This window comes from Baia soyae (assembly GCF_004341445.1).
Classification (GTDB): domain Bacteria; phylum Bacillota; class Bacilli; order Thermoactinomycetales; family Thermoactinomycetaceae; genus Baia; species Baia soyae.
This window is the reverse complement of sequence record NZ_SLXV01000053.1, coordinates 1-17,123: the sequence shown is the minus strand read 5'-3', so window position 1 is coordinate 17,123 and position 17,123 is coordinate 1. Positions and strand designations below refer to the sequence as shown.

18 protein-coding genes are annotated in these 17,123 nt (G+C 40.1%); 6 read left to right on the top strand and 12 right to left on the bottom strand.

All coding sequences use genetic code 11. From position 1 onward, the window contains the following. Positions 1–125: 125 nt before the first annotated feature. The 3 genes from EDD57_RS13060 to EDD57_RS13050 all read right to left on the bottom strand — a co-directional run bounded on the left by EDD57_RS13060 (position 126) and on the right by EDD57_RS13050 (position 2,788). Positions 126–758, bottom strand: a complete 633-nt coding sequence (locus EDD57_RS13060; RefSeq protein WP_131849862.1) for a cell wall hydrolase — start codon at positions 756–758, stop codon at positions 126–128. A gap of 179 nt (positions 759–937) precedes the next feature. Continuing rightward, complete coding sequence (locus EDD57_RS13055; protein ID WP_131849861.1) at positions 938–1,552, bottom strand: superoxide dismutase; 615 nt, start codon at positions 1,550–1,552, stop codon at positions 938–940. 90 nt (positions 1,553–1,642) lie between these two features. After that, positions 1,643–2,788: an HAD family hydrolase gene (locus EDD57_RS13050; protein ID WP_243649555.1), complete on the bottom strand. Its 1,146-nt coding sequence runs from the start codon at positions 2,786–2,788 to the stop codon at positions 1,643–1,645. Between the two features lie 175 nt (positions 2,789–2,963). Here EDD57_RS13050 and EDD57_RS13045 point away from each other — a divergent pair, with 175 nt between their 5' ends. After that, positions 2,964–3,884 (top strand): L,D-transpeptidase family protein, encoded by a 921-nt coding sequence (locus EDD57_RS13045; RefSeq protein ID WP_131849860.1) that lies wholly within the window; start codon positions 2,964–2,966, stop codon positions 3,882–3,884. A gap of 338 nt (positions 3,885–4,222) precedes the next feature. Next, positions 4,223–5,170, top strand: a complete 948-nt coding sequence (locus tag EDD57_RS13040; RefSeq protein ID WP_131849859.1) for a L,D-transpeptidase family protein — start codon at positions 4,223–4,225, stop codon at positions 5,168–5,170. 50 nt (positions 5,171–5,220) lie between these two features. Here EDD57_RS13040 and EDD57_RS13035 read toward each other — a convergent pair whose 3' ends face one another. Beyond that, entirely contained in the window at positions 5,221–6,153 is a 933-nt protein-coding gene (locus EDD57_RS13035; protein WP_165873826.1) for a glycosyltransferase family 2 protein, read from the bottom strand. A gap of 164 nt (positions 6,154–6,317) precedes the next feature. On the opposite strand from EDD57_RS13035, the gene EDD57_RS13030 reads away from it, so the two are divergent. Further along, complete coding sequence (locus EDD57_RS13030; RefSeq protein WP_131849857.1) at positions 6,318–7,157, top strand: TylF/MycF family methyltransferase; 840 nt, start codon at positions 6,318–6,320, stop codon at positions 7,155–7,157. Between the two features lie 72 nt (positions 7,158–7,229). On the opposite strand, the gene EDD57_RS13025 is transcribed toward EDD57_RS13030, so the two are convergent. After that, positions 7,230–8,144, bottom strand: a complete 915-nt coding sequence (locus EDD57_RS13025) for a glycosyltransferase family 2 protein (protein ID WP_131849856.1) — start codon at positions 8,142–8,144, stop codon at positions 7,230–7,232. Positions 8,145–8,344: 200 nt separating this feature from the next. On the opposite strand from EDD57_RS13025, the gene EDD57_RS13020 reads away from it, so the two are divergent. Both EDD57_RS13020 and EDD57_RS13015 read left to right on the top strand, forming a co-directional pair. Then, complete coding sequence (locus EDD57_RS13020; protein WP_131849855.1) at positions 8,345–8,725, top strand: BlaI/MecI/CopY family transcriptional regulator; 381 nt, start codon at positions 8,345–8,347, stop codon at positions 8,723–8,725. Between the two features lie 42 nt (positions 8,726–8,767). Next, the gene (locus tag EDD57_RS13015; RefSeq protein WP_243649556.1) at positions 8,768–10,336 is read left to right on the top strand and encodes a M56 family metallopeptidase; all 1,569 of its coding nucleotides are present in this window, start codon (positions 8,768–8,770) and stop codon (positions 10,334–10,336) included. Positions 10,337–10,450: 114 nt separating this feature from the next. Here the strand turns inward: EDD57_RS13015 and EDD57_RS13010 are convergent, their stop codons facing one another. From EDD57_RS13010 to EDD57_RS12980, 7 genes are all read right to left on the bottom strand, one after another. Beyond that, on the bottom strand, positions 10,451–10,846 hold the full coding sequence (locus EDD57_RS13010) for a coiled-coil domain-containing protein (RefSeq protein ID WP_131849853.1): 396 nt from the start codon (positions 10,844–10,846) through the stop codon (positions 10,451–10,453). A gap of 195 nt (positions 10,847–11,041) precedes the next feature. Next, complete coding sequence (locus EDD57_RS13005) at positions 11,042–11,413, bottom strand: hypothetical protein (RefSeq protein WP_131849852.1); 372 nt, start codon at positions 11,411–11,413, stop codon at positions 11,042–11,044. Positions 11,414–11,503: 90 nt separating this feature from the next. Beyond that, positions 11,504–12,334, bottom strand: a complete 831-nt coding sequence (locus tag EDD57_RS13000; protein WP_131849851.1) for a serine/threonine-protein kinase — start codon at positions 12,332–12,334, stop codon at positions 11,504–11,506. Positions 12,335–12,399: 65 nt separating this feature from the next. Next, a complete protein-coding gene (locus tag EDD57_RS12995) occupies positions 12,400–13,587 on the bottom strand; it encodes a trypsin-like serine peptidase (RefSeq protein ID WP_131849850.1) in 1,188 nt (395 codons plus the stop codon). A gap of 341 nt (positions 13,588–13,928) precedes the next feature. After that, entirely contained in the window at positions 13,929–14,891 is a 963-nt protein-coding gene (locus EDD57_RS12990) for a protein-L-isoaspartate O-methyltransferase family protein (protein ID WP_165873825.1), read from the bottom strand. A gap of 36 nt (positions 14,892–14,927) precedes the next feature. After that, entirely contained in the window at positions 14,928–15,194 is a 267-nt protein-coding gene (locus tag EDD57_RS12985; protein ID WP_131849848.1) for a hypothetical protein, read from the bottom strand. A gap of 14 nt (positions 15,195–15,208) precedes the next feature. After that, a complete protein-coding gene (locus EDD57_RS12980) occupies positions 15,209–15,448 on the bottom strand; it encodes a hypothetical protein (RefSeq protein ID WP_131849847.1) in 240 nt (79 codons plus the stop codon). Positions 15,449–15,671: 223 nt separating this feature from the next. On the opposite strand from EDD57_RS12980, the gene EDD57_RS12975 reads away from it, so the two are divergent. Beyond that, complete coding sequence (locus EDD57_RS12975; RefSeq protein WP_131849846.1) at positions 15,672–17,054, top strand: tetratricopeptide repeat protein; 1,383 nt, start codon at positions 15,672–15,674, stop codon at positions 17,052–17,054. Positions 17,055–17,123 lie beyond the last annotated feature (69 nt).

Genomic DNA, 17,123 nt, shown 5'->3' with positions numbered 1-17,123 from the left:
GCAGCTTCCAATCTAATCTCTATTGAATACTTAGTCATAGAAAAAGCACCTCCAATTGGTGGATTTTTCGTGTCCAACAATTGGGGTGCAGTTCACATGCAAGGAATGGCTCGATCGAATCTCTATTACTGCATAAAAACATGATTACCAATACGTTTTGTGCTACTCTGTTCTGCCTTGTTTTTCATCCACTTCGAAGTAGCTGTCTTAGGATTATAATAAAACAAAGCCCCATCCGTTGGATCAGATCCATTTAATGCTGACTTTGCTGCTTGATAAGCTTCAGCATCTGGCTTCAACCAAAACTGGCCATCGGAAACAGCTGTAAAAGCATTCTTTTGAAAGATTACTCCACGGATGCTTCGTGGAAATTGACCTGATTCCGTGCGATTAATAATGACAGATGCAACGGCAACCTGACCTTGAAATTCTTCACCGCGAGCCTCACTGTAAATAGCACGGGCGAGTAAATCCAAGTTGGACTTATTATCTAATTTACCGTTCTTACTATCTTTCTTTACCTCTTGTCCCTTATCCGTAGACATCGATGTCTTCTTCTCCGGTGCTGCTTGCTTAATCGTTGCACTCATCTCTTGATACACAACATCCGTAGGAACTGACATCGTAGGAGGTACAGTAGGCTCTATATGGAAAGCATTAAAAGATGCTTTTTTTGCAAAAACAGTGGTGCACGATAGGACAATGATGATTCCCAAACCGAATAAACCCCACCTGCGAATGAAACGTTTACTATCCATTCGTAGCTCCTCCTTCCAATACGAAATTCGGCGTCTTTGTTCAAAACATGTGTTTCATTATATGGGACTAACCATACCCGAACAATAGGAATTCATTCCCTGTAATCGATTTCCATTGACAAATAAAAAAACGGCATCCTACATTACATAGGAAACCGTTTTTTCACGTATATTTAATCTTAACCGCGGGCGGCTAGATAACGTTTGTTTGCTTCATCCCAGTTTACTACATTCCAGAAAGAACCGATGTAGTCAGGACGTTTGTTTTGGAACTTCAAGTAGTACGCATGCTCCCATACATCTAAACCGATAATAGGAGTTGCCCCTTCCATAATTGGGCTATCTTGATTCGCTGTGCTGGTAACAAGTAGCTTACCATCTTTTAACGCCAACCAAGCCCAACCAGAACCAAAACGTTTCACAGCAGCATCTGCAAAGAGCTTTTTAAACTCTTCATAGCTACCAAACGTCTCGTTCATAGCAACTCCTAGTTCGCCAACTGGCTCCCCGCCACCTTTTGCGCTTAGGATTTCCCAGAACAACGTGTGGTTTGCGTGTCCACCACCATTGTTACGTACAACGGTACGAATTGATTCTGGTAGAGAATCCAATGAAGCAATCAAATCTTCAACCGATTTGGAAGAAAGTTCTTCATGCGCTTCTAATGCTGCATTTAAGTTGTTTACATATGTAGCATGGTGACGATCGTGGTGGATCTCCATGGTTAGAGCATCGAAGTGTGGTTCCAAAGCGTTAAAAGCATAAGGTAAAGCTGGAAGTTCATGTTTCGCCATAATAATAGTCCTCCTTTTATGCCTCACTCATTGTTGAACAGTTGAAACTATGCAAGCTGCCCATATCTATTATGCTTAAAATGATTTCCGTTAGTCAATGTCGAATATATCCAGAATTTCCGTCACATCATTCAAAATGTAATCTGCCTCTAGCTCCTCAAACTTACCTCGTGCGGCTTGTCCCGTAAGTCCCGTTAACGTAGCAGCAAAGTCACAGCCCATTTTTCGGGCAGCTAAATAATCGGCTATAGAGTCTCCTACGATTAAAATCCGCTTTCCTTGGTCGGTAGGAAGCGGAAGGGGTAACTGTACGCACTCCTCCACTGTCGATTTCTTCGTTAAGTATCCTTTTACATATGTATAGGGACCTGGTTTTCCAAGCGGGGCATAGTGCGGATACGTTTGCTCAGCCACCACCACATCCGTCGCACTCACAATGCGATCCTCTTCAAAATAATCATAAAGGCCGAGCTCTTTTAAAGGAATCTCTGTCTCAATCGTCGGACGACCTGTTCCAATTCCCAACCGAATTCCTTGTTTCTTCAACTTTTCTATGGCATTACGAATACTTGCCGGCTCGGCTAACGCAATCTCTTGAAATACATACCCTTTCTTTCCTCTCACCCTCGGCACTTCTGTATATAGATCATCGCCCAAATACCACTCTTGGAACACAGAATGTCCGATTCTCCATAAGTCACTATTACGAGAAAATTGCTCAGTATCCACACCTAAGCTCTGCTTTGAAAATGGATTAAAGTAACATAACAACTCTTGTCGGTTTAGTTTAGTCTCTTTTTCTTCAAAAAAATGAAGGAATTTTTTAAAATCAGGTTGAAAAGGTAAGTCGTGTTGTCTAATCAAGCTTCTACACTCTTGTAAGACACTTTCATCGATTCCCTCACGTAGCCACGCGGTTACCTTCTCTTCCTCTATTTTCTTCATTTCTTTAAGAAGAAGGCATAACTGCACAGTAAAAGCGAGATATACCATATCCCAGTTCGCATTAATCCCGCGGTCCTTCATCCACGTCAACACCTGATCGTCACAAAAAACATCTGTACGAATACGACGAATCTCTTCTTCCGTTGGATTTGTCGTAAAATGTTCCCCGTTCAGCCCCAAAAAATGAGGCCCATAAAGTAGCTCCCATACTGCTAAAGCAGAGGTATCAAAACAACGTTCTTCACTTAAGAAAACTCCATCCACATCAAACAATACGAGATCATATATCATGTAAACACCTCATGGATTGATTGTTTTAAGACTATATCGCTTTATTGTAATGATACATATATGTACAGACAAGCTATTCTTCACAACTTCATCATTATTTATTAATAATAATTATTTATTTATTCTAAATAATCGAGTATTATGAAGTCATAGTGAAGATAAGGAGAGGAACAGAATGAAAAAACGCCATTGGTATTCTTGGGTCACACTAGCCCTCATTTTTACCCTGGTCATCGGGCTATATCAGCCCACTGAAGCTCAAGCCGCATCAGCTCCGGATTACAAAATTGAGATAAACAAAAAAACAAACTATCTCTATTTGTACAATGGGAAGACCGTAGTGAAAACATATCGGGTCGCTACAGGGAAGACAAAAGCACTTACCCCAGAAGGGACATTTCCTCTAGCGGTCAAGATTGTGAAGCCTGGTTGGAAAGGAATTCCCGGTGGGGATCCGAAAAATCCTCTAGGTGAACGTTGGAACGGAATAAGCGTAAACGGGGATAACGGCCGTATTTACGGAATCCATGGAACGAATAATCCCAAATCAATTGGCACTCATGCCTCAAGTGGCTGTGTTCGCATGAAAAATAGTGACGTCATCGATTTATATAGTCGTGTCTATGAAGGAACACCGATTTGGATTCACAGTGGGAAAAGCAATAAAACGTGGCGTGGCAACGCATCCGTTGGGTTAAAACCAGCCTCTGGCACGCTCAAAACAACCACAACGGTAAACGCTCGTACAGGTCCGTCTACAGGTTCCTTTATTGTTACGACACTAAAAGCCAAGATCAGCTTATCCCTTATTGGAAAATCAGGCGATTGGTATCAAGTTCAGTTGTCAAACGGTCGTAAGGTGTTTGTTCATAAAAATTATAGCACGGTCTCCATACCCACGCCCCCTAATAGCGGAAAAGTAACGGTATTTGTCGATGTCGCCAATATTCGATCGACACCATCGATGTCAGGTGCAGTAGTGGGGAAAGCAAAGAAAGGTACTTCATTTGTGAAGACAGGTATGAATGGGGATTGGAATCAAGTGAAGTTGTCAAATGGGAAAACAGCTTATTTGCATAAAACAGTAGCTAAGTAAGTGCTTAGAGTAGGCAAAGTAGTTGGCAACTGACTTCTGGCTTGATTAGAAATTAGGATGTATTGATTACGATTCAGATATGGGCTTGTTGGTTTGAAACTATCCTGGGGCATGTATCTGACCACAGCTCAATAGTGAGCTATGGTCAGATACATTGCCCCTTTTCTAGTTATCGGACCTATAGACACTAGTCAACATGCCCTCTAAATTCCAACTCTTACCCCTATTCCAAATGTCACATAAATGTTACATTTCACACTCTATGAAGGATTCCTACTGTTGTACAGTGAATATCTTAAGCTAGTTTAGTGCTCTCATCTATGTAGGAGGTATCAGAGTTGAAATACACAAAGTGGTTACTTATTTTCGCACTAGCGTTCACTGCATTACTAGGAGGTCTTATCCCAGCCTCAACAGCAGAAGCAGCAACAACCCCGGGTTATCAAGTAGAGATTAACAAAAAGACCAACAAACTCTATCTTTATCAAGATGGACAAGTTACAAAAACCTATCCTGTCGCAACAGGTAGAACGAAAGACCTTACTCCGGAAGGCACATTCACCATGGTTGTTAAAATTGTGGCTCCTGGCTGGAAAGGGATTCCCGGTGGGGATCCGAAAAACCCTCTTGGTAAGCGTTGGATGGGCTTTTCGGTCAAAGGTGACTCAGGTCGTATCTATGGAGTTCATGGAACGAACCAACCTGAATCAATTGGGTCAAATGCTTCCAGCGGCTGTGTCCGTATGGGGGAAGAAAATCTACTCGAACTCTATAAATTGATTCCAGAAGGAACACCTATTTGGATTCATAGTGGAAAATCCACAAATAAATGGCTTGGCGATTCTTCCTATGCAGTTCAACCTTCTAAAGGGCAAGTAAAAGTAAAAGGAAATAAGGTTAATATACGAACCGGTCCGTCTACAGGATCCTTTACCATTGAACAAGTAGATAATGGTCTTGTCCTAGAAAATACGGGATACGTAAAAGATTGGTACCAAGTACGCCTTCAATCAGGAAAAATTGGCTTCATCAACAACGCCTTTGCAACGAAACTGGCAGAGCAAAATCCACCAAGTAGTGACTTTACCGATGCCTCTGGCAAGATCGTGGCCATAGAGAATATCGTGAACGTCCGATCCGCTCCTGCTCTAAACGCCTCAATCGTTCAACGAGTGTCTAAAGGAACTATCCTGACCCTCACCGGTGTTAGTAACGAATGGTATCGAATCAAAACATCCTCTGGTGCAACTGCCTATGTCCATAAGACTGTAGCAACGAAGAATTAGACATAAAAAAGAAAGGGCTTCTGTTCAAACCAGCCCTTTCTTTTTTTATGTCAGGATTGAATTTGTTTTGCCCGAATGAAATCTCGGTCAAAGATCTGCATGTACTTTGCCCGCACATCCTCTGAAACATATGGATTGGTACATTGGGCTATTCCAAGTATCCGCCTCTCTCCATGCTCTCTGATATATCCATTGATTTGAGAATCACGTTCCGTTTGATCGATAAATGGATTCTCATGAATCAATATACCCCATTCATAGTACGTTCCTTCTTTCCACGCTTCATGATTATTCCCCTGATCTGCGTGTCTCCTGAAAAAACTTAATGGTTCCGCGATATATACAACATCTCCATGACTAAGTAAGGTCAGCCAACTCGCGATGTCAACAAGTGCAAAATACCGGATCCCTTGATAATTCGCCCAACCTTGCGGTAGAGCACTTTTCCGGAATAGAGCCGTAGTAGGCTCCCCCACAAAGTTAATCCGGTGCTTCATAAAAAATGACCCAAATTCTTTTCCATTTACAAGAGTGTCCTGAGAAAATACAGGTCTACTAAATCCTTCTATCGGCAAGGTATTTCCATTTGCATCAATTAACCCACGATAGGAAGTAACCAGCGATACATTTGGATGCTTAAAAAAGTAGTCCATCATTTTTTGTATCTTCTCTGGATGAAAAACATCATCATCCATTAAGAAATTAATAAACTCTCCAGAAGAAAATCGGAAGCATTGGGTCATATTATCATAAGGTACCCGCGCAGCTCTTCTAAAGTACTTTATGTAATCATATTGCTTCAAATAAGGTTGCAACATATTCGCTGTTTCGTTATTCGTACTATCGTCACCGATTATGATTTCGATATTCGGATACGTTTGAGCTAACGCGCTATCTAAGGCTAGTTTCAAATACTGCGGACGATTATAGGTCGGTATTAAAATACTTACTTTCGGAAAACGTTTGTCCTTCCACAGATCCATACCCATGCACCTCTTTGTTATCGAGATCTCTAGCCTTTCTCATTCATATATATAGATGGTTCTTTTCCATTATGTCTTGATCATCTCACCCCTACATTAAGGGTATAAATCGTAGCTTTTCTCATATTATGTGTTATGTGACTTGATAGAGAGGGGCTTGTAACATGATCTACACATATAATGAGCAGTCAAATGCAGAGCAGAATGCAGAACTGTATCTCGAACTATTAAAAAAAACCATTCTGTTTGAAATTTGGCTTGAAGTTGAAAGGAATTTTCATAATCCAGATAACATCGTATTTGACCCTACAAAAGAAAAGCGACAAAAAGGGTTAGATTGGCCCTCCATTGCACACAGCATGATCGGTCGCGAGCGTATGAATAACTTACATCAATGTATGGATTCAGTTATAAAAGAAGGCATTCCTGGTGATTTCATTGAAACGGGAGTTTGGAGAGGCGGATCATGTATCTTTATGAGGGGATTTTTAAAAGCCCATCATATTACAGACAGAACCGTTTGGGCTGCTGATTCATTTGAAGGATTACCAATGGCTGATCCAAGTTATCCTGCTGATCAGCATTCGTTAAGCGTTGCTTTCCATACGATGAATTTTTTAAAGGTTTCATTGGAGGAAGTACTTGAGAACTTTAGAAAATACGACTTACTAGACAATCAAGTCGCATTCTTAAAAGGTTGGTTCAAAGACACCTTGCCATCCGCTCCAATCCAAAAAATTGCCATTGCTAGGCTAGATGGAGATATGTACGCCTCTACTTGGGATGCCTTAAGCAACCTCTATGACAAAGTCTCTTTAGGTGGATATGTGATTATTGACGATTACTTCCTACCCTTCTGTCAGGAAGCGGTACATGATTTCCGAAATCAATTTGGCATAACAGACCCTCTGATCGATATCGATGGATCTGGTTCGTATTGGAAGAAAACAAAAGAACGCGTAATGGGAAACTCTAATCAGCATCCTACTAGTTTCTATAAATAAAAAGGAAGCAATCAGAAATCGCCTATGGTAGGTGGCTCGATATCCGCCGCCTTTACCATAGGCGATTTCTAATTATCTTGAATCTGCATTAAATATTTCGAGATACCTCCCACGCACCTCTTCTGAAACATACGGACTCATACATTCGGATATGCCGTATACAAACTGTTCCCCGTGTAATTGCATATACCCATCGAGCAAAGCATTTCGTTCAGCATGATGCTGGTCCAGAAAATGACTATCATGAATCAAAATCCCAAACTCATAAAAGGCTCCTTGTTGCCATTCTTGACCATGATTTCCTTGACCCAAGTGGATTCTAAAACAACTTAATGGTTCTACAATATATACAAAATCTCCTTTAGTAAGTAAGCTCAACCAGCTAGCCATGTCTACAAGTGCAGTATACTGAAGCCCTTGATAGCTCGCCCAACCTTCTGGGAGATCTCTTTTTCTAAATAGCGGAGTGGTAGGTTCCCCGATAAAATTATACCCATGCATCATGAAACGTGTTCCTAACTCTCTTCCACTAATCAATGTATCCTCAGCAGCTATATACTTATGAAAGCCCGGTATATGCATGATATTTCCTTCTTCATCGATTAGATCTCTGGTTGAAGTAACTAACGAAACACTCGAATTTTTAGAGAAATAATTCATCATTTTCGTTATCTTCTCTGGGTAAAAAAGATCATCATCCATTAAGAAATTAATAAACTCTCCAGAAGCTAATTGAAAGCATTCTTTCATATTATCACAAGGTAGACTAGCTGTTCTTTTCAGATACTTGATGAATGGATATTTCTTTAAATAAGGTTTCAACATAACCTCTGTTTCATTATTCGTACTATCATCACCGATAATAATTTCGATATTCGGATACGTCTGGGCTAATGCGCTCTCTAAAGCTAACTTCAAATAATGAGGACGATTGTAAGTAGGTATTAAGATACTTACCTTTGGAAGACTTACTCTCCACTGAGACATGCAAACACCCTCTCCCCACCATTCTAATTCATACTATCTATCTTATTCTTTTTTTGATAATCCGTTCCCCTATCTAGTAGATTTCGCCATTACACAAAAAAAATATCGTTTTTTTAATATTTTAGTTGACCAAACTGGATTACTAATGTAATATCATAAATAAGGATTACAACAGTAATCTCAGGAAGGAGAAAAAACAAATGGGAGAGTTACCGAAGATATCTCAATCCGAGTGGGAAGTCATGAAAGTTCTTTGGTCGAAGTCACCACTGACAGCCAATGAAGTGATCGAAACACTTGCGGTACATACCGACTGGAAACCGAAAACCATTCGAACGCTAATCAATCGATTGGTTCTAAAAGAAGCGATTTCGTACCATCAGGAAAATGGCAGTTCCTATATGTACTATCCTTTGGTTTCGCAAGCTGAATGTGTCCAAGAAGAAACAACCTCGTTCCTCAAGCGCGTCTCTGGTGAAGCACTGAAACCGTTCCTAGTGAACTTTCTACAAAAAGAGAAGCTCTCGGCAAAAGAGATTAACGAATTAAAACAGATTCTCGATGAGAAATCGGACAAGTAGTATCGGAAGTAATGAAAAGAAGGGAAAATCATTGTGAACACTATGTACATCTATCTCCAGTACTTTTTTAGTTGGGTATTAGACGCATCGATCATGGCGAGTGTCTTAGTTGTCCTCGTTTTATTGATGAAGGGGCTATTACGAGACAAGTTAACAATACGGTGGCAGTATCTGTTATGGACCATCGTCATGGTACGATTGCTTCTCCCATGGGCACCAGAGAGTTCGTACAGCATTTACAACTTTCTTCCCTCGATTCAGGATGTCTCTTCCTTGTTCGATCGTGCTGTTCCTAGTGAAGAAATCGCAACAACAGATGTTTCATTATCTGAGAAAGAAAAACTTATTTCCGAAAAGAATGCTATGTTCCCAGTGGTAGGGGAGCAACAGCAGGATCCATACAGTATTTCACATTATATCCCGAGTGTTCCGAGCGATATCCCTCTCTTATCTATTTGGCTTTCGGGTGTTGTCTGTCTGAGTGCTTTACTCTTTTTGATCCATAAACGCATTAACTCGAACCTTAAAAAACAACCGCTTATCACGGATGAACGAGCCGTTCAAGTTTTTGAACAATGCAAAAGGGACATGTCGATGATGAATCAACACATCCCCTTAGTTCACTCAAATAAAATTCCGGGTCCAGCTGTCTTCGGTTTTTATCGTCCTCGCATCATCCTATCCGATGCGCATATCCGTGATCTGGATGACGATGAATTACGATATATTTTCTATCATGAATTATCTCACATCAAACGTAGAGACGTAGGAGTAAATAGTCTGATGAACGTGTTCCTCATCTTACACTGGTTTAATCCGATCCTCTGGTGCGCATATTACCGTATGCGTGAAGATCAGGAAATCGCCTGTGATGCACTGGCTCTCACCTTTGTTGGATCAGAACAAAAAGAAAGCTACGGACACACCATCATTCGACTACTTGAGAATGAAATAAAACCTCATTCCCTCTCACTCTCCATCTCAGCGCGACTTGTGGGAAAAAAATCACACATTAAAAGGAGAATCATCATGATTAAAAAATTTAACAAAAAAGCATACCGTTTGTCAATCTTAGGAATTGCCGCCGTTGCCGCTCTATCTGTAGGAGTATTCACGAATATCAGCAGTAATGACGCTCAAGCCAAAGAAGGCAAGCAAAGTACCCAAAGTGAGAAAAAACAAGAATTGAAGTTGGAGACAACCGTTCTTGGATCTATATACAACACGTTTGATACAATTGAGTTTCCCACGAAAATTAGTGGCGTAGACCCAAAAACCATGGATGGAAAATGGGAATTAGATCTACTAGAGGTCGGGAATTCGCATCCAATTGACGGGTCGGGCGCATTCGAAGTTGATCGAACTAAGAAGGGGGACCCGATTAACTATTTCAATGCGGGTTTTGATGCTACCCAAGTATTAAAGCAAGGTACTAGCTACAATTACGTTGTTACCTTTAAAGGGAAAGTTGATGGCAAACAAGTATCACTAAAAAGCACAGGCAAATTTAAGTATGTTAAGTTCCCTACAAAATTATCTGCTGATAAGATTGTTAAGTCTGTGTATGGTCATGAAATGAATTTTGGTCCTAATTTTAAAATTGGTGAGTAATTGAGAGTTACCGTTAGTCAGCGATGACTAGCAATCTGACAGTAGACCTTATGGGCGGGTCTACTGTTTTTTATAATAAAAAATCCTCCCCTATCCGGGCAGGATCGCTCACTGTCATGCTCTTCTCTTGAGTTTCCATACATCTTTCTTAATTTCCACTTGCTGATCGTTAAGAAACTCCATGTTTTCTTGGAAAGATGAGATGTCCTCTTTAACCTCATCGACTTTTACGTTTAAATCAGCAATACCCTCGCTGTTTTTAATTACCTGTTCTCTTACAGAGTTCAGTTCCTGTTTGATTTCATCTACCTTAGACTCTAGGCTATCAAAACGGGCATCCATCTTGTCAAAGCGGGTCTCCATCTTGTCAAAACGAGTGTCCATTTTATCCAAACGCGCGCCCATCTTGTCTAGGCCCTCCGTTACGTTTACTTCCATATTATCAAAACGAGAATCCATGCTATCCAATCGCGAAAGAATTTTTTCTAAAACATCTTGGGATTTATCCATACATGTATGTCTCCTTTCTACTAACAAAAATTTCTTATATAAAACAGTATCACGTGTTGTGTTTCTGTTTTTCATTCTCTTTTTCCATATTGCATCACTTCGAAAAAAATCCTCTGATGAAACCATATCACACAGTTGACAATGTCTACAATGCAAAAAGTAGACTTACTGGAAAGCAAGTTAATCCAGCAAAAATCACAATTCAGCTTTTAAGTGTCGTTTCAAAAGAAATTCCAGCAAATCAGGCTTATGATCCAAACGGTAATATGATTGAGGTGGAACAAAGTTTGGAAAAAGAAACCTGATTTCGTGCAACGTAAGGGGTTTTATTTCTTCCCATTCCATAATTGGTATTGCATAGCCCTGTTTCTTTCCTTTTAAATACTCAGCAGTAAGATCTCCTTCACCTGTAGATTCCTGTGAAATGGATGCGATTTTCTCTGGTGAACCAATGATAGGGGTATCAAATTGTATCATCCCTCTTATTTTTTGATCGGGAGATGGACAATAGATAAATGCTATGGATGGAGCATTAAGATATTTCTTTCTAAACTCGTATTTCTTCACACCATTCTTTATTTCCTCGAAATACAGCTTGTCCAAGCTTAGTAGAATGAACGGCCCTTTAAGCTCCAAATCCACACTTCTCCTCTTGGTTCAGCCTCTTTCCATCATCACATTTATTTCCTTCAGCACACATAGAAGCTCACTAAATGACTGGCATCTCTTAGCACGGTCAGTATACATTCCAACTCTGCGAATAGGGTTGCTCCTGCTTGCTTGAAGCATATCATTAAACTCCAAGTCATAGCTGGGATCTTCCATCGAATGACTGTACGCTACTGGTACAACGCGTGTATACAAGTAGAAAACGACTGCTCCGAAGCTGTATATTTCAGAAACAGCATCCAACGGAATCCTCTGGCTACTGGCTAGCATCCCTTTCGCTGTTTCTGGAGGAACGTAGTGCGCCAAAGCACCACGATAAATAGGATTCGTCTCTCTTAAATCAACTGTCAACTCTAAGTCAATTAGGTACATCTCTCCATCTGGTGCGAAAATGAAATGACCTGGCTGGAGATCACCATGCAGATATCCTAATTCATAAAGTTCCACGACTTTCTCAAGCATCTGACAAATATCTGCTATAAACTGTTGCTTATTGCCTAGTACGGTAGGATTTTCTCTGATATAAGTGGTCTGCTTCGTCGCAGTCTTCCCATCCAGCCATTTTCTAAGTAGCCAAAAATGACCATCTACTTCCCCATTTGCTACATATAGATCCCCAGTAAAGTTACGAAGGCTCTGAAGAATACGAGCCTCCTTCTGTAAGGATCTCTCCCTTTCCTCGCTTAACTCCACAGCCTTTAGTAGCATCATGATTCCATCCTTCTCTACCTTGGCTACGAAGTCCTTCCGTGCAGGGAGAATATTAATCTCCTTTAACTCCAACCCTGTGCTTTGGCTCACCTGATCGATCAAGTTCATTTGTTGCCTACTCTCCTAACAAAAACTGCCCGAACCATCAATTGATATCACTGACACAATGACTTCTAGAGATTCATCCAATACACTACTTTCTCATAGTTTGCACCAACGAAACGTGGAGACCATGCACCATTATCTCCATTGTTGCCCATACTATTCAATCCAATAGTAGCTGTGTATCCAGACTTTGAGTTCCACATCGGTCCTCCCGACATACCGCCCTCGACATAGGATGAAACTTTAAAATATTGATTATACAAATTATTCAGAATACCTAAGCTGTTATATGGGTACTTTCCATCAAACTGCCGACTTTCACCTGGGTACCCTTCCGAGAGAGCTTGTTCACCCTCTGCATGACTCCAGTTACGTACATTAAACCACGCATTTGATCGGGATGGTGATTGAATCGCTGCAAAATCATGTTGTGAAACAGACTTAGGTATCTTTTCACTAGTATCGATCTCCATGAAATTTGAATTCACCCAAAATGCACTTGTAGTAACGGCTGGATAAGGCTGTACAACAGGGCCATTCATTGCACGACGGATTGTTACGTTTTTTGCTAGTCTCTTTTTTGGATTTGTTTCATCCAAATTCCACACACAATGCGAAGCTGTCAATATCGTGTTGAAGTCAATATAGAATCCGGTACACTGCCCCTTATCACCATTTGCGTGCGTAATCGTCAAATGGGCCACTGCGTTATGCGGTGATGACAATGTGTTAGAGACTCTATTTAAATTATTTACTCCCTCTGTTTTGAAAGAGGGAGTAACCATTGAATGTGTCTTATCTCCATCATCTTTGTATATCTCGGGTTTAAAATCTTTCAGTTTCTTCCATTCTTCCTCAGTTACAACATGAAGTGATTTTTTGGGAATTTTTTTCAATATGTCGGGCGGTATCCTCTTCAATTCTGACTCTCTAACATGTATCCCATCAGTCCCGATACTAAGAAGTGCATCAGCTGGAATATGTTCAAGTACCTCTGTAGGAATGGCTTGGAAGCCATCAGTTCTGTCTTCGTCTACGAACTGTTCAGGATACTTCTCACGATCCATTTTTTCCATTTCCTTTAGTGTTTCTTGTGCTTTTTCAGATGGCTTATAGTACCAGCCAACCTCTTGCAGATTCTTCCTCGCAATATCTGCATCCATTTGCTTTTCTATTTTAACAATGCTTGCACCCCAAACAGGGAGTACTGACAAGCAAATCGCACTCAACACTGATACAACAACACGTCGTTTCATATACAAAAAGCTCCTTTCGATCCTACATCGAACCTACCCCTAAAGTAACCATTATTCAAGTATCTAGATTTTTCCTGCTATCAGCAAAGTAGATTCTAGAAAACTGACGGATAGAAACTTTGGAAAGGTAGATGTCTGGATTAGCTAGATAATAGATTGTTCCGGGGCAATGTATCTGATCACAGCTCAATGGTGATCTTACATAGATGTGGAAAAGTCTGCTACGAAGGACTACGTTAAGTAGGCTCACTAACATCACTGAAATCAGACACATTTCCCCTAGTCCATTTTGATTTACTTATCAATCAACATATGCGTTGGTATACAATTTTCACTTACGGCTACTTTCTCTCTAAAATAGCTCTTGCTCCTTGGAGCACTGGCTTCATATCCTTCCAGCCAATTTTTCCTTCTACTAGCCACTGCTCTACAAACTTCTTGAAATGTAACAGCGCTGGTTCGCTCGTAGAGTAGGCTTTTCCATGACGATCGACAAAAGCTAAACCATCCGATACCATTCCAAATCCTGATCTTTCACCCGTTGAGCCTGTAAATCTACCCTTTTCGTGCTTCCAGAGAAAGTAGACACGAAAATCCTCATACTCTGTTTCCAGCAAAATTTGCTCTCTGTATTCTGCTTTTTTCATCGAGAGGAATTGTTCTTTCGGATCAAGGGTTGGATCGTCTGTGCTAAACCAGAAGAATTCTCGATTTGAACCTTTCTCCACAAAATCAGCTTCTAAAGCAGGTCCTAACAGATCATAGTCAGCTGGATTTTCTCTCATCGAGATATAAGAACCACGCTCGATTTGCTTTCCTACAAGTACACCTTGTTCTTTTCGAAACTGGGTTGTCACCATCGAATCAGCCATATCCGCCATAAGAAAAGAAGAAACAAGAATCCCGCCTTCAGCTAGCTGCTCCACCCATGCTTTGGGCATTTTATCTGGTGTTGCCCAAGCTACAATCCGATCATAAGGGGCTCCCTCCGCCCAACCTAATCTACCATCTTGCACATGAAACTCAGCATTTCGTCCAGCAAACATCCCTCTCGCTCGTTCCGTTAAATTCGGCTCTATATCAAGTGATACAAGCTTTCCCGACTCTCCTATCAATTCCAATAAAAGAGCCGCCGTATAACCCGAACCCGTTCCTAATTCTAAGACTTTACTTCCTTCCTCCACAGCTAGTAATTCTAGGTCTCTCTGTATGGCAAATCGAGCTGTCGATTGTTGAATAACCTTACCATCTTGCTTTACATAGAAATCTTCATCTACTCTCTCCATTACTTGTCCTACTTCCACATACATCTCTCCCTTTAATGAAATTGATGATTTCTGCTATCTAGTAGGGTGATCGCCTCCTCTCATATCTGTAATGCTAGGCAACGAACGTTTTCGGCACTGTGGACACTGATAGATCGAGACATCTGGATCAATCAAATTCCCACAAGAGCAGACTGAATCATTGTTTATCTCCAACACCATATCAGGCAAATTGATCTCAACGCCGTCACACACAATCTGTGCATAATGAATATCTCGTCTTGGCCTTACAATCGCATAGATGGTAAAGAGATGAATGGGGATTTTAGGAGAATGATTCACAGTCAGCACCCCCTTCACGTGAAAATATCATATGACTTCCCTTTGATCACCGACTTACCATTCGACTGGACGTACGTTATATGATTCATCGGAATCATCAGCCTCTTGTCATCCGTCGTGTATAAGACGACTTTGTGGTATACAGGTTCTGGTTCATAGAATAGTGAAACCTGAACATTCTTTTGTTCGTTGTCATCTTTCGCGTATCGAATCACATGTTCTACTTTCTGCCCCTCGATTTGAATAGATAGCAAACAAAACACCTCCTCTTCTCTTTTGTATTCTAAGCTAAACACGAACTATATTTCTATATTTTCAGATATTTTATTAGCGTTTTGAAATACTTATCTTACCCAACATAACATTGCGGTTTTAAGAAGATACGCTTGTATAAATAGTTATAATTTTCAATTTTAAAAGTGAAAATGTTTTAGATTGGATGTACAATAGATAAAACACTACTTTTGGAGGGGCATAATGGAAGAAATTCTTGAATCGTTAGATTATGAACTTCTAACCTACTTAGCCAAAAAAACTCGTGTAGATTCTGGAAGAATTATTGATGATGTACGCCAAAAGCTCTCCCTTGGAACAATCTCTAATATTGAGAATCGAAAAGGCAAGATTAGCTATAAAACTCTATCTCAATATTTCACCTGTTTGAGTTTATCAAAAGAGACAATAGTCCAGAAAATACATCATATCAAGAAAGAAATCCAAGATCTTACATTTCAATTAGAACTTGTCCAAGTAATACTTGACGAACGTAATATTGAAAAGGCAAAGATCATCTTAGATAATATACAGATTGAAGAGTTCCATCCATTAGCAGCACGCATTAAATATCTCTATGGGCGTTTATTTTACGTGGAAAAAGATTTCAAACAAGCTCAGGATTTATTCTTTGAAGTGATTGAATGCTACGAGAAAAACAACTACTTCCAACCAAATTATTTAATCGAATGTTTTAATTCTCTAAGTACATCCTTTTATTATCAAGAAGATATCCCGAATGCGTTGAAATACGTTAATTTAGGCTTTCAACACTATGCAGAGTCGGAAAGCAATCAAGATCTTAAGTATTTATTGACCGTTAATAAGGTTTTATATTTAATAGCAATGGGTCAAAGAGAACTAGCTTTTGAGCTAATCCAGCAAATTTGGGGGCAAATTAGAGAAGTTGAGCCCGTTAATGTCAAACTTAATTTTTACAAGTTTAGAGCCCAATTACTGAAGCATGCTAAACAATTTCAAGAAGCTATTTCCTGTGCTGAGGAAGGTATACAAATCGCAAGGAAATATAAAGATAGGAATCGTAGCTTTGGACTACTCATCGTTTTAGGAACGATTTATACCGATATTGAGGATTTCGAAAAGGCAAAAACTTGTTTTCAAACAGTAGAGCAATTTGAGGACATGAAGTACCCACGTAGATTTGTAGATGCTCATGTTTATTTGGGGATTATTCACAGTAAACAAGAAGAATGGAAAAAAGCAGAATATCATCTTTCAATCGCTCAGCAATTTGGGGAAAAATACTTTATTGACGTTCGGCGATTGGTCAAGCTGTTGATTGTTTACGGGAACATCATGATGAATCAAAAAAAGTATGAACAAGCACTCAGCTATTTTGAGATAGCATACAAAAAAGCAATCAATAAATCTTTAACAGATTTTCAACATGATGTGTTGTTCCACAAGTTAAAATGTCTTCAAGAAACAGGTAAGATGGATGAGTTCCATCAAGTAAACATTGAATTCTTCCAGATTCAAGAAAAATTATATCAAAGAGAGGAAATGAATACTTACGAAAGTGCGGGATATTCATTCACCATCAATCGAGTAGGAGGGGGTGATTAACCCCCGACCTCTCACACCACCTAGCATGCGGTTCCGCACTAGGCGGTTCACTTAAGTCTGACGAATCCA

Excerpts from the sequence above, each read along its gene's own strand:
- EDD57_RS13060 (WP_131849862.1), bottom strand. The coding sequence starts at position 758 with ATGGATAGTAAACGTTTCATTCGCAGGTGGGGTTTATTCGGTTTGGGA.
- EDD57_RS13055 (WP_131849861.1), bottom strand. The coding sequence starts at position 1,552 with ATGGCGAAACATGAACTTCCAGCTTTACCTTATGCTTTTAACGCTTTG.
- EDD57_RS13050 (WP_243649555.1), bottom strand. The coding sequence starts at position 2,788 with ATGATATATGATCTCGTATTGTTTGATGTGGATGGAGTTTTCTTAAGT.
- EDD57_RS13045 (WP_131849860.1), top strand. The coding sequence starts at position 2,964 with ATGAAAAAACGCCATTGGTATTCTTGGGTCACACTAGCCCTCATTTTT.
- EDD57_RS13035 (WP_165873826.1), bottom strand. The coding sequence starts at position 6,153 with ATGGATCTGTGGAAGGACAAACGTTTTCCGAAAGTAAGTATTTTAATA.
- EDD57_RS13030 (WP_131849857.1), top strand. The coding sequence starts at position 6,318 with ATGATCTACACATATAATGAGCAGTCAAATGCAGAGCAGAATGCAGAA.
- EDD57_RS13025 (WP_131849856.1), bottom strand. The coding sequence starts at position 8,144 with ATGTCTCAGTGGAGAGTAAGTCTTCCAAAGGTAAGTATCTTAATACCT.
- EDD57_RS13020 (WP_131849855.1), top strand. The coding sequence starts at position 8,345 with ATGGGAGAGTTACCGAAGATATCTCAATCCGAGTGGGAAGTCATGAAA.
- EDD57_RS13015 (WP_243649556.1), top strand. The coding sequence starts at position 8,768 with ATGTACATCTATCTCCAGTACTTTTTTAGTTGGGTATTAGACGCATCG.
- EDD57_RS13010 (WP_131849853.1), bottom strand. The coding sequence starts at position 10,846 with ATGGATAAATCCCAAGATGTTTTAGAAAAAATTCTTTCGCGATTGGAT.
- EDD57_RS13000 (WP_131849851.1), bottom strand. The coding sequence starts at position 12,334 with ATGAACTTGATCGATCAGGTGAGCCAAAGCACAGGGTTGGAGTTAAAG.
- EDD57_RS12995 (WP_131849850.1), bottom strand. The coding sequence starts at position 13,587 with ATGAAACGACGTGTTGTTGTATCAGTGTTGAGTGCGATTTGCTTGTCA.
- EDD57_RS12975 (WP_131849846.1), top strand. The coding sequence starts at position 15,672 with ATGGAAGAAATTCTTGAATCGTTAGATTATGAACTTCTAACCTACTTA.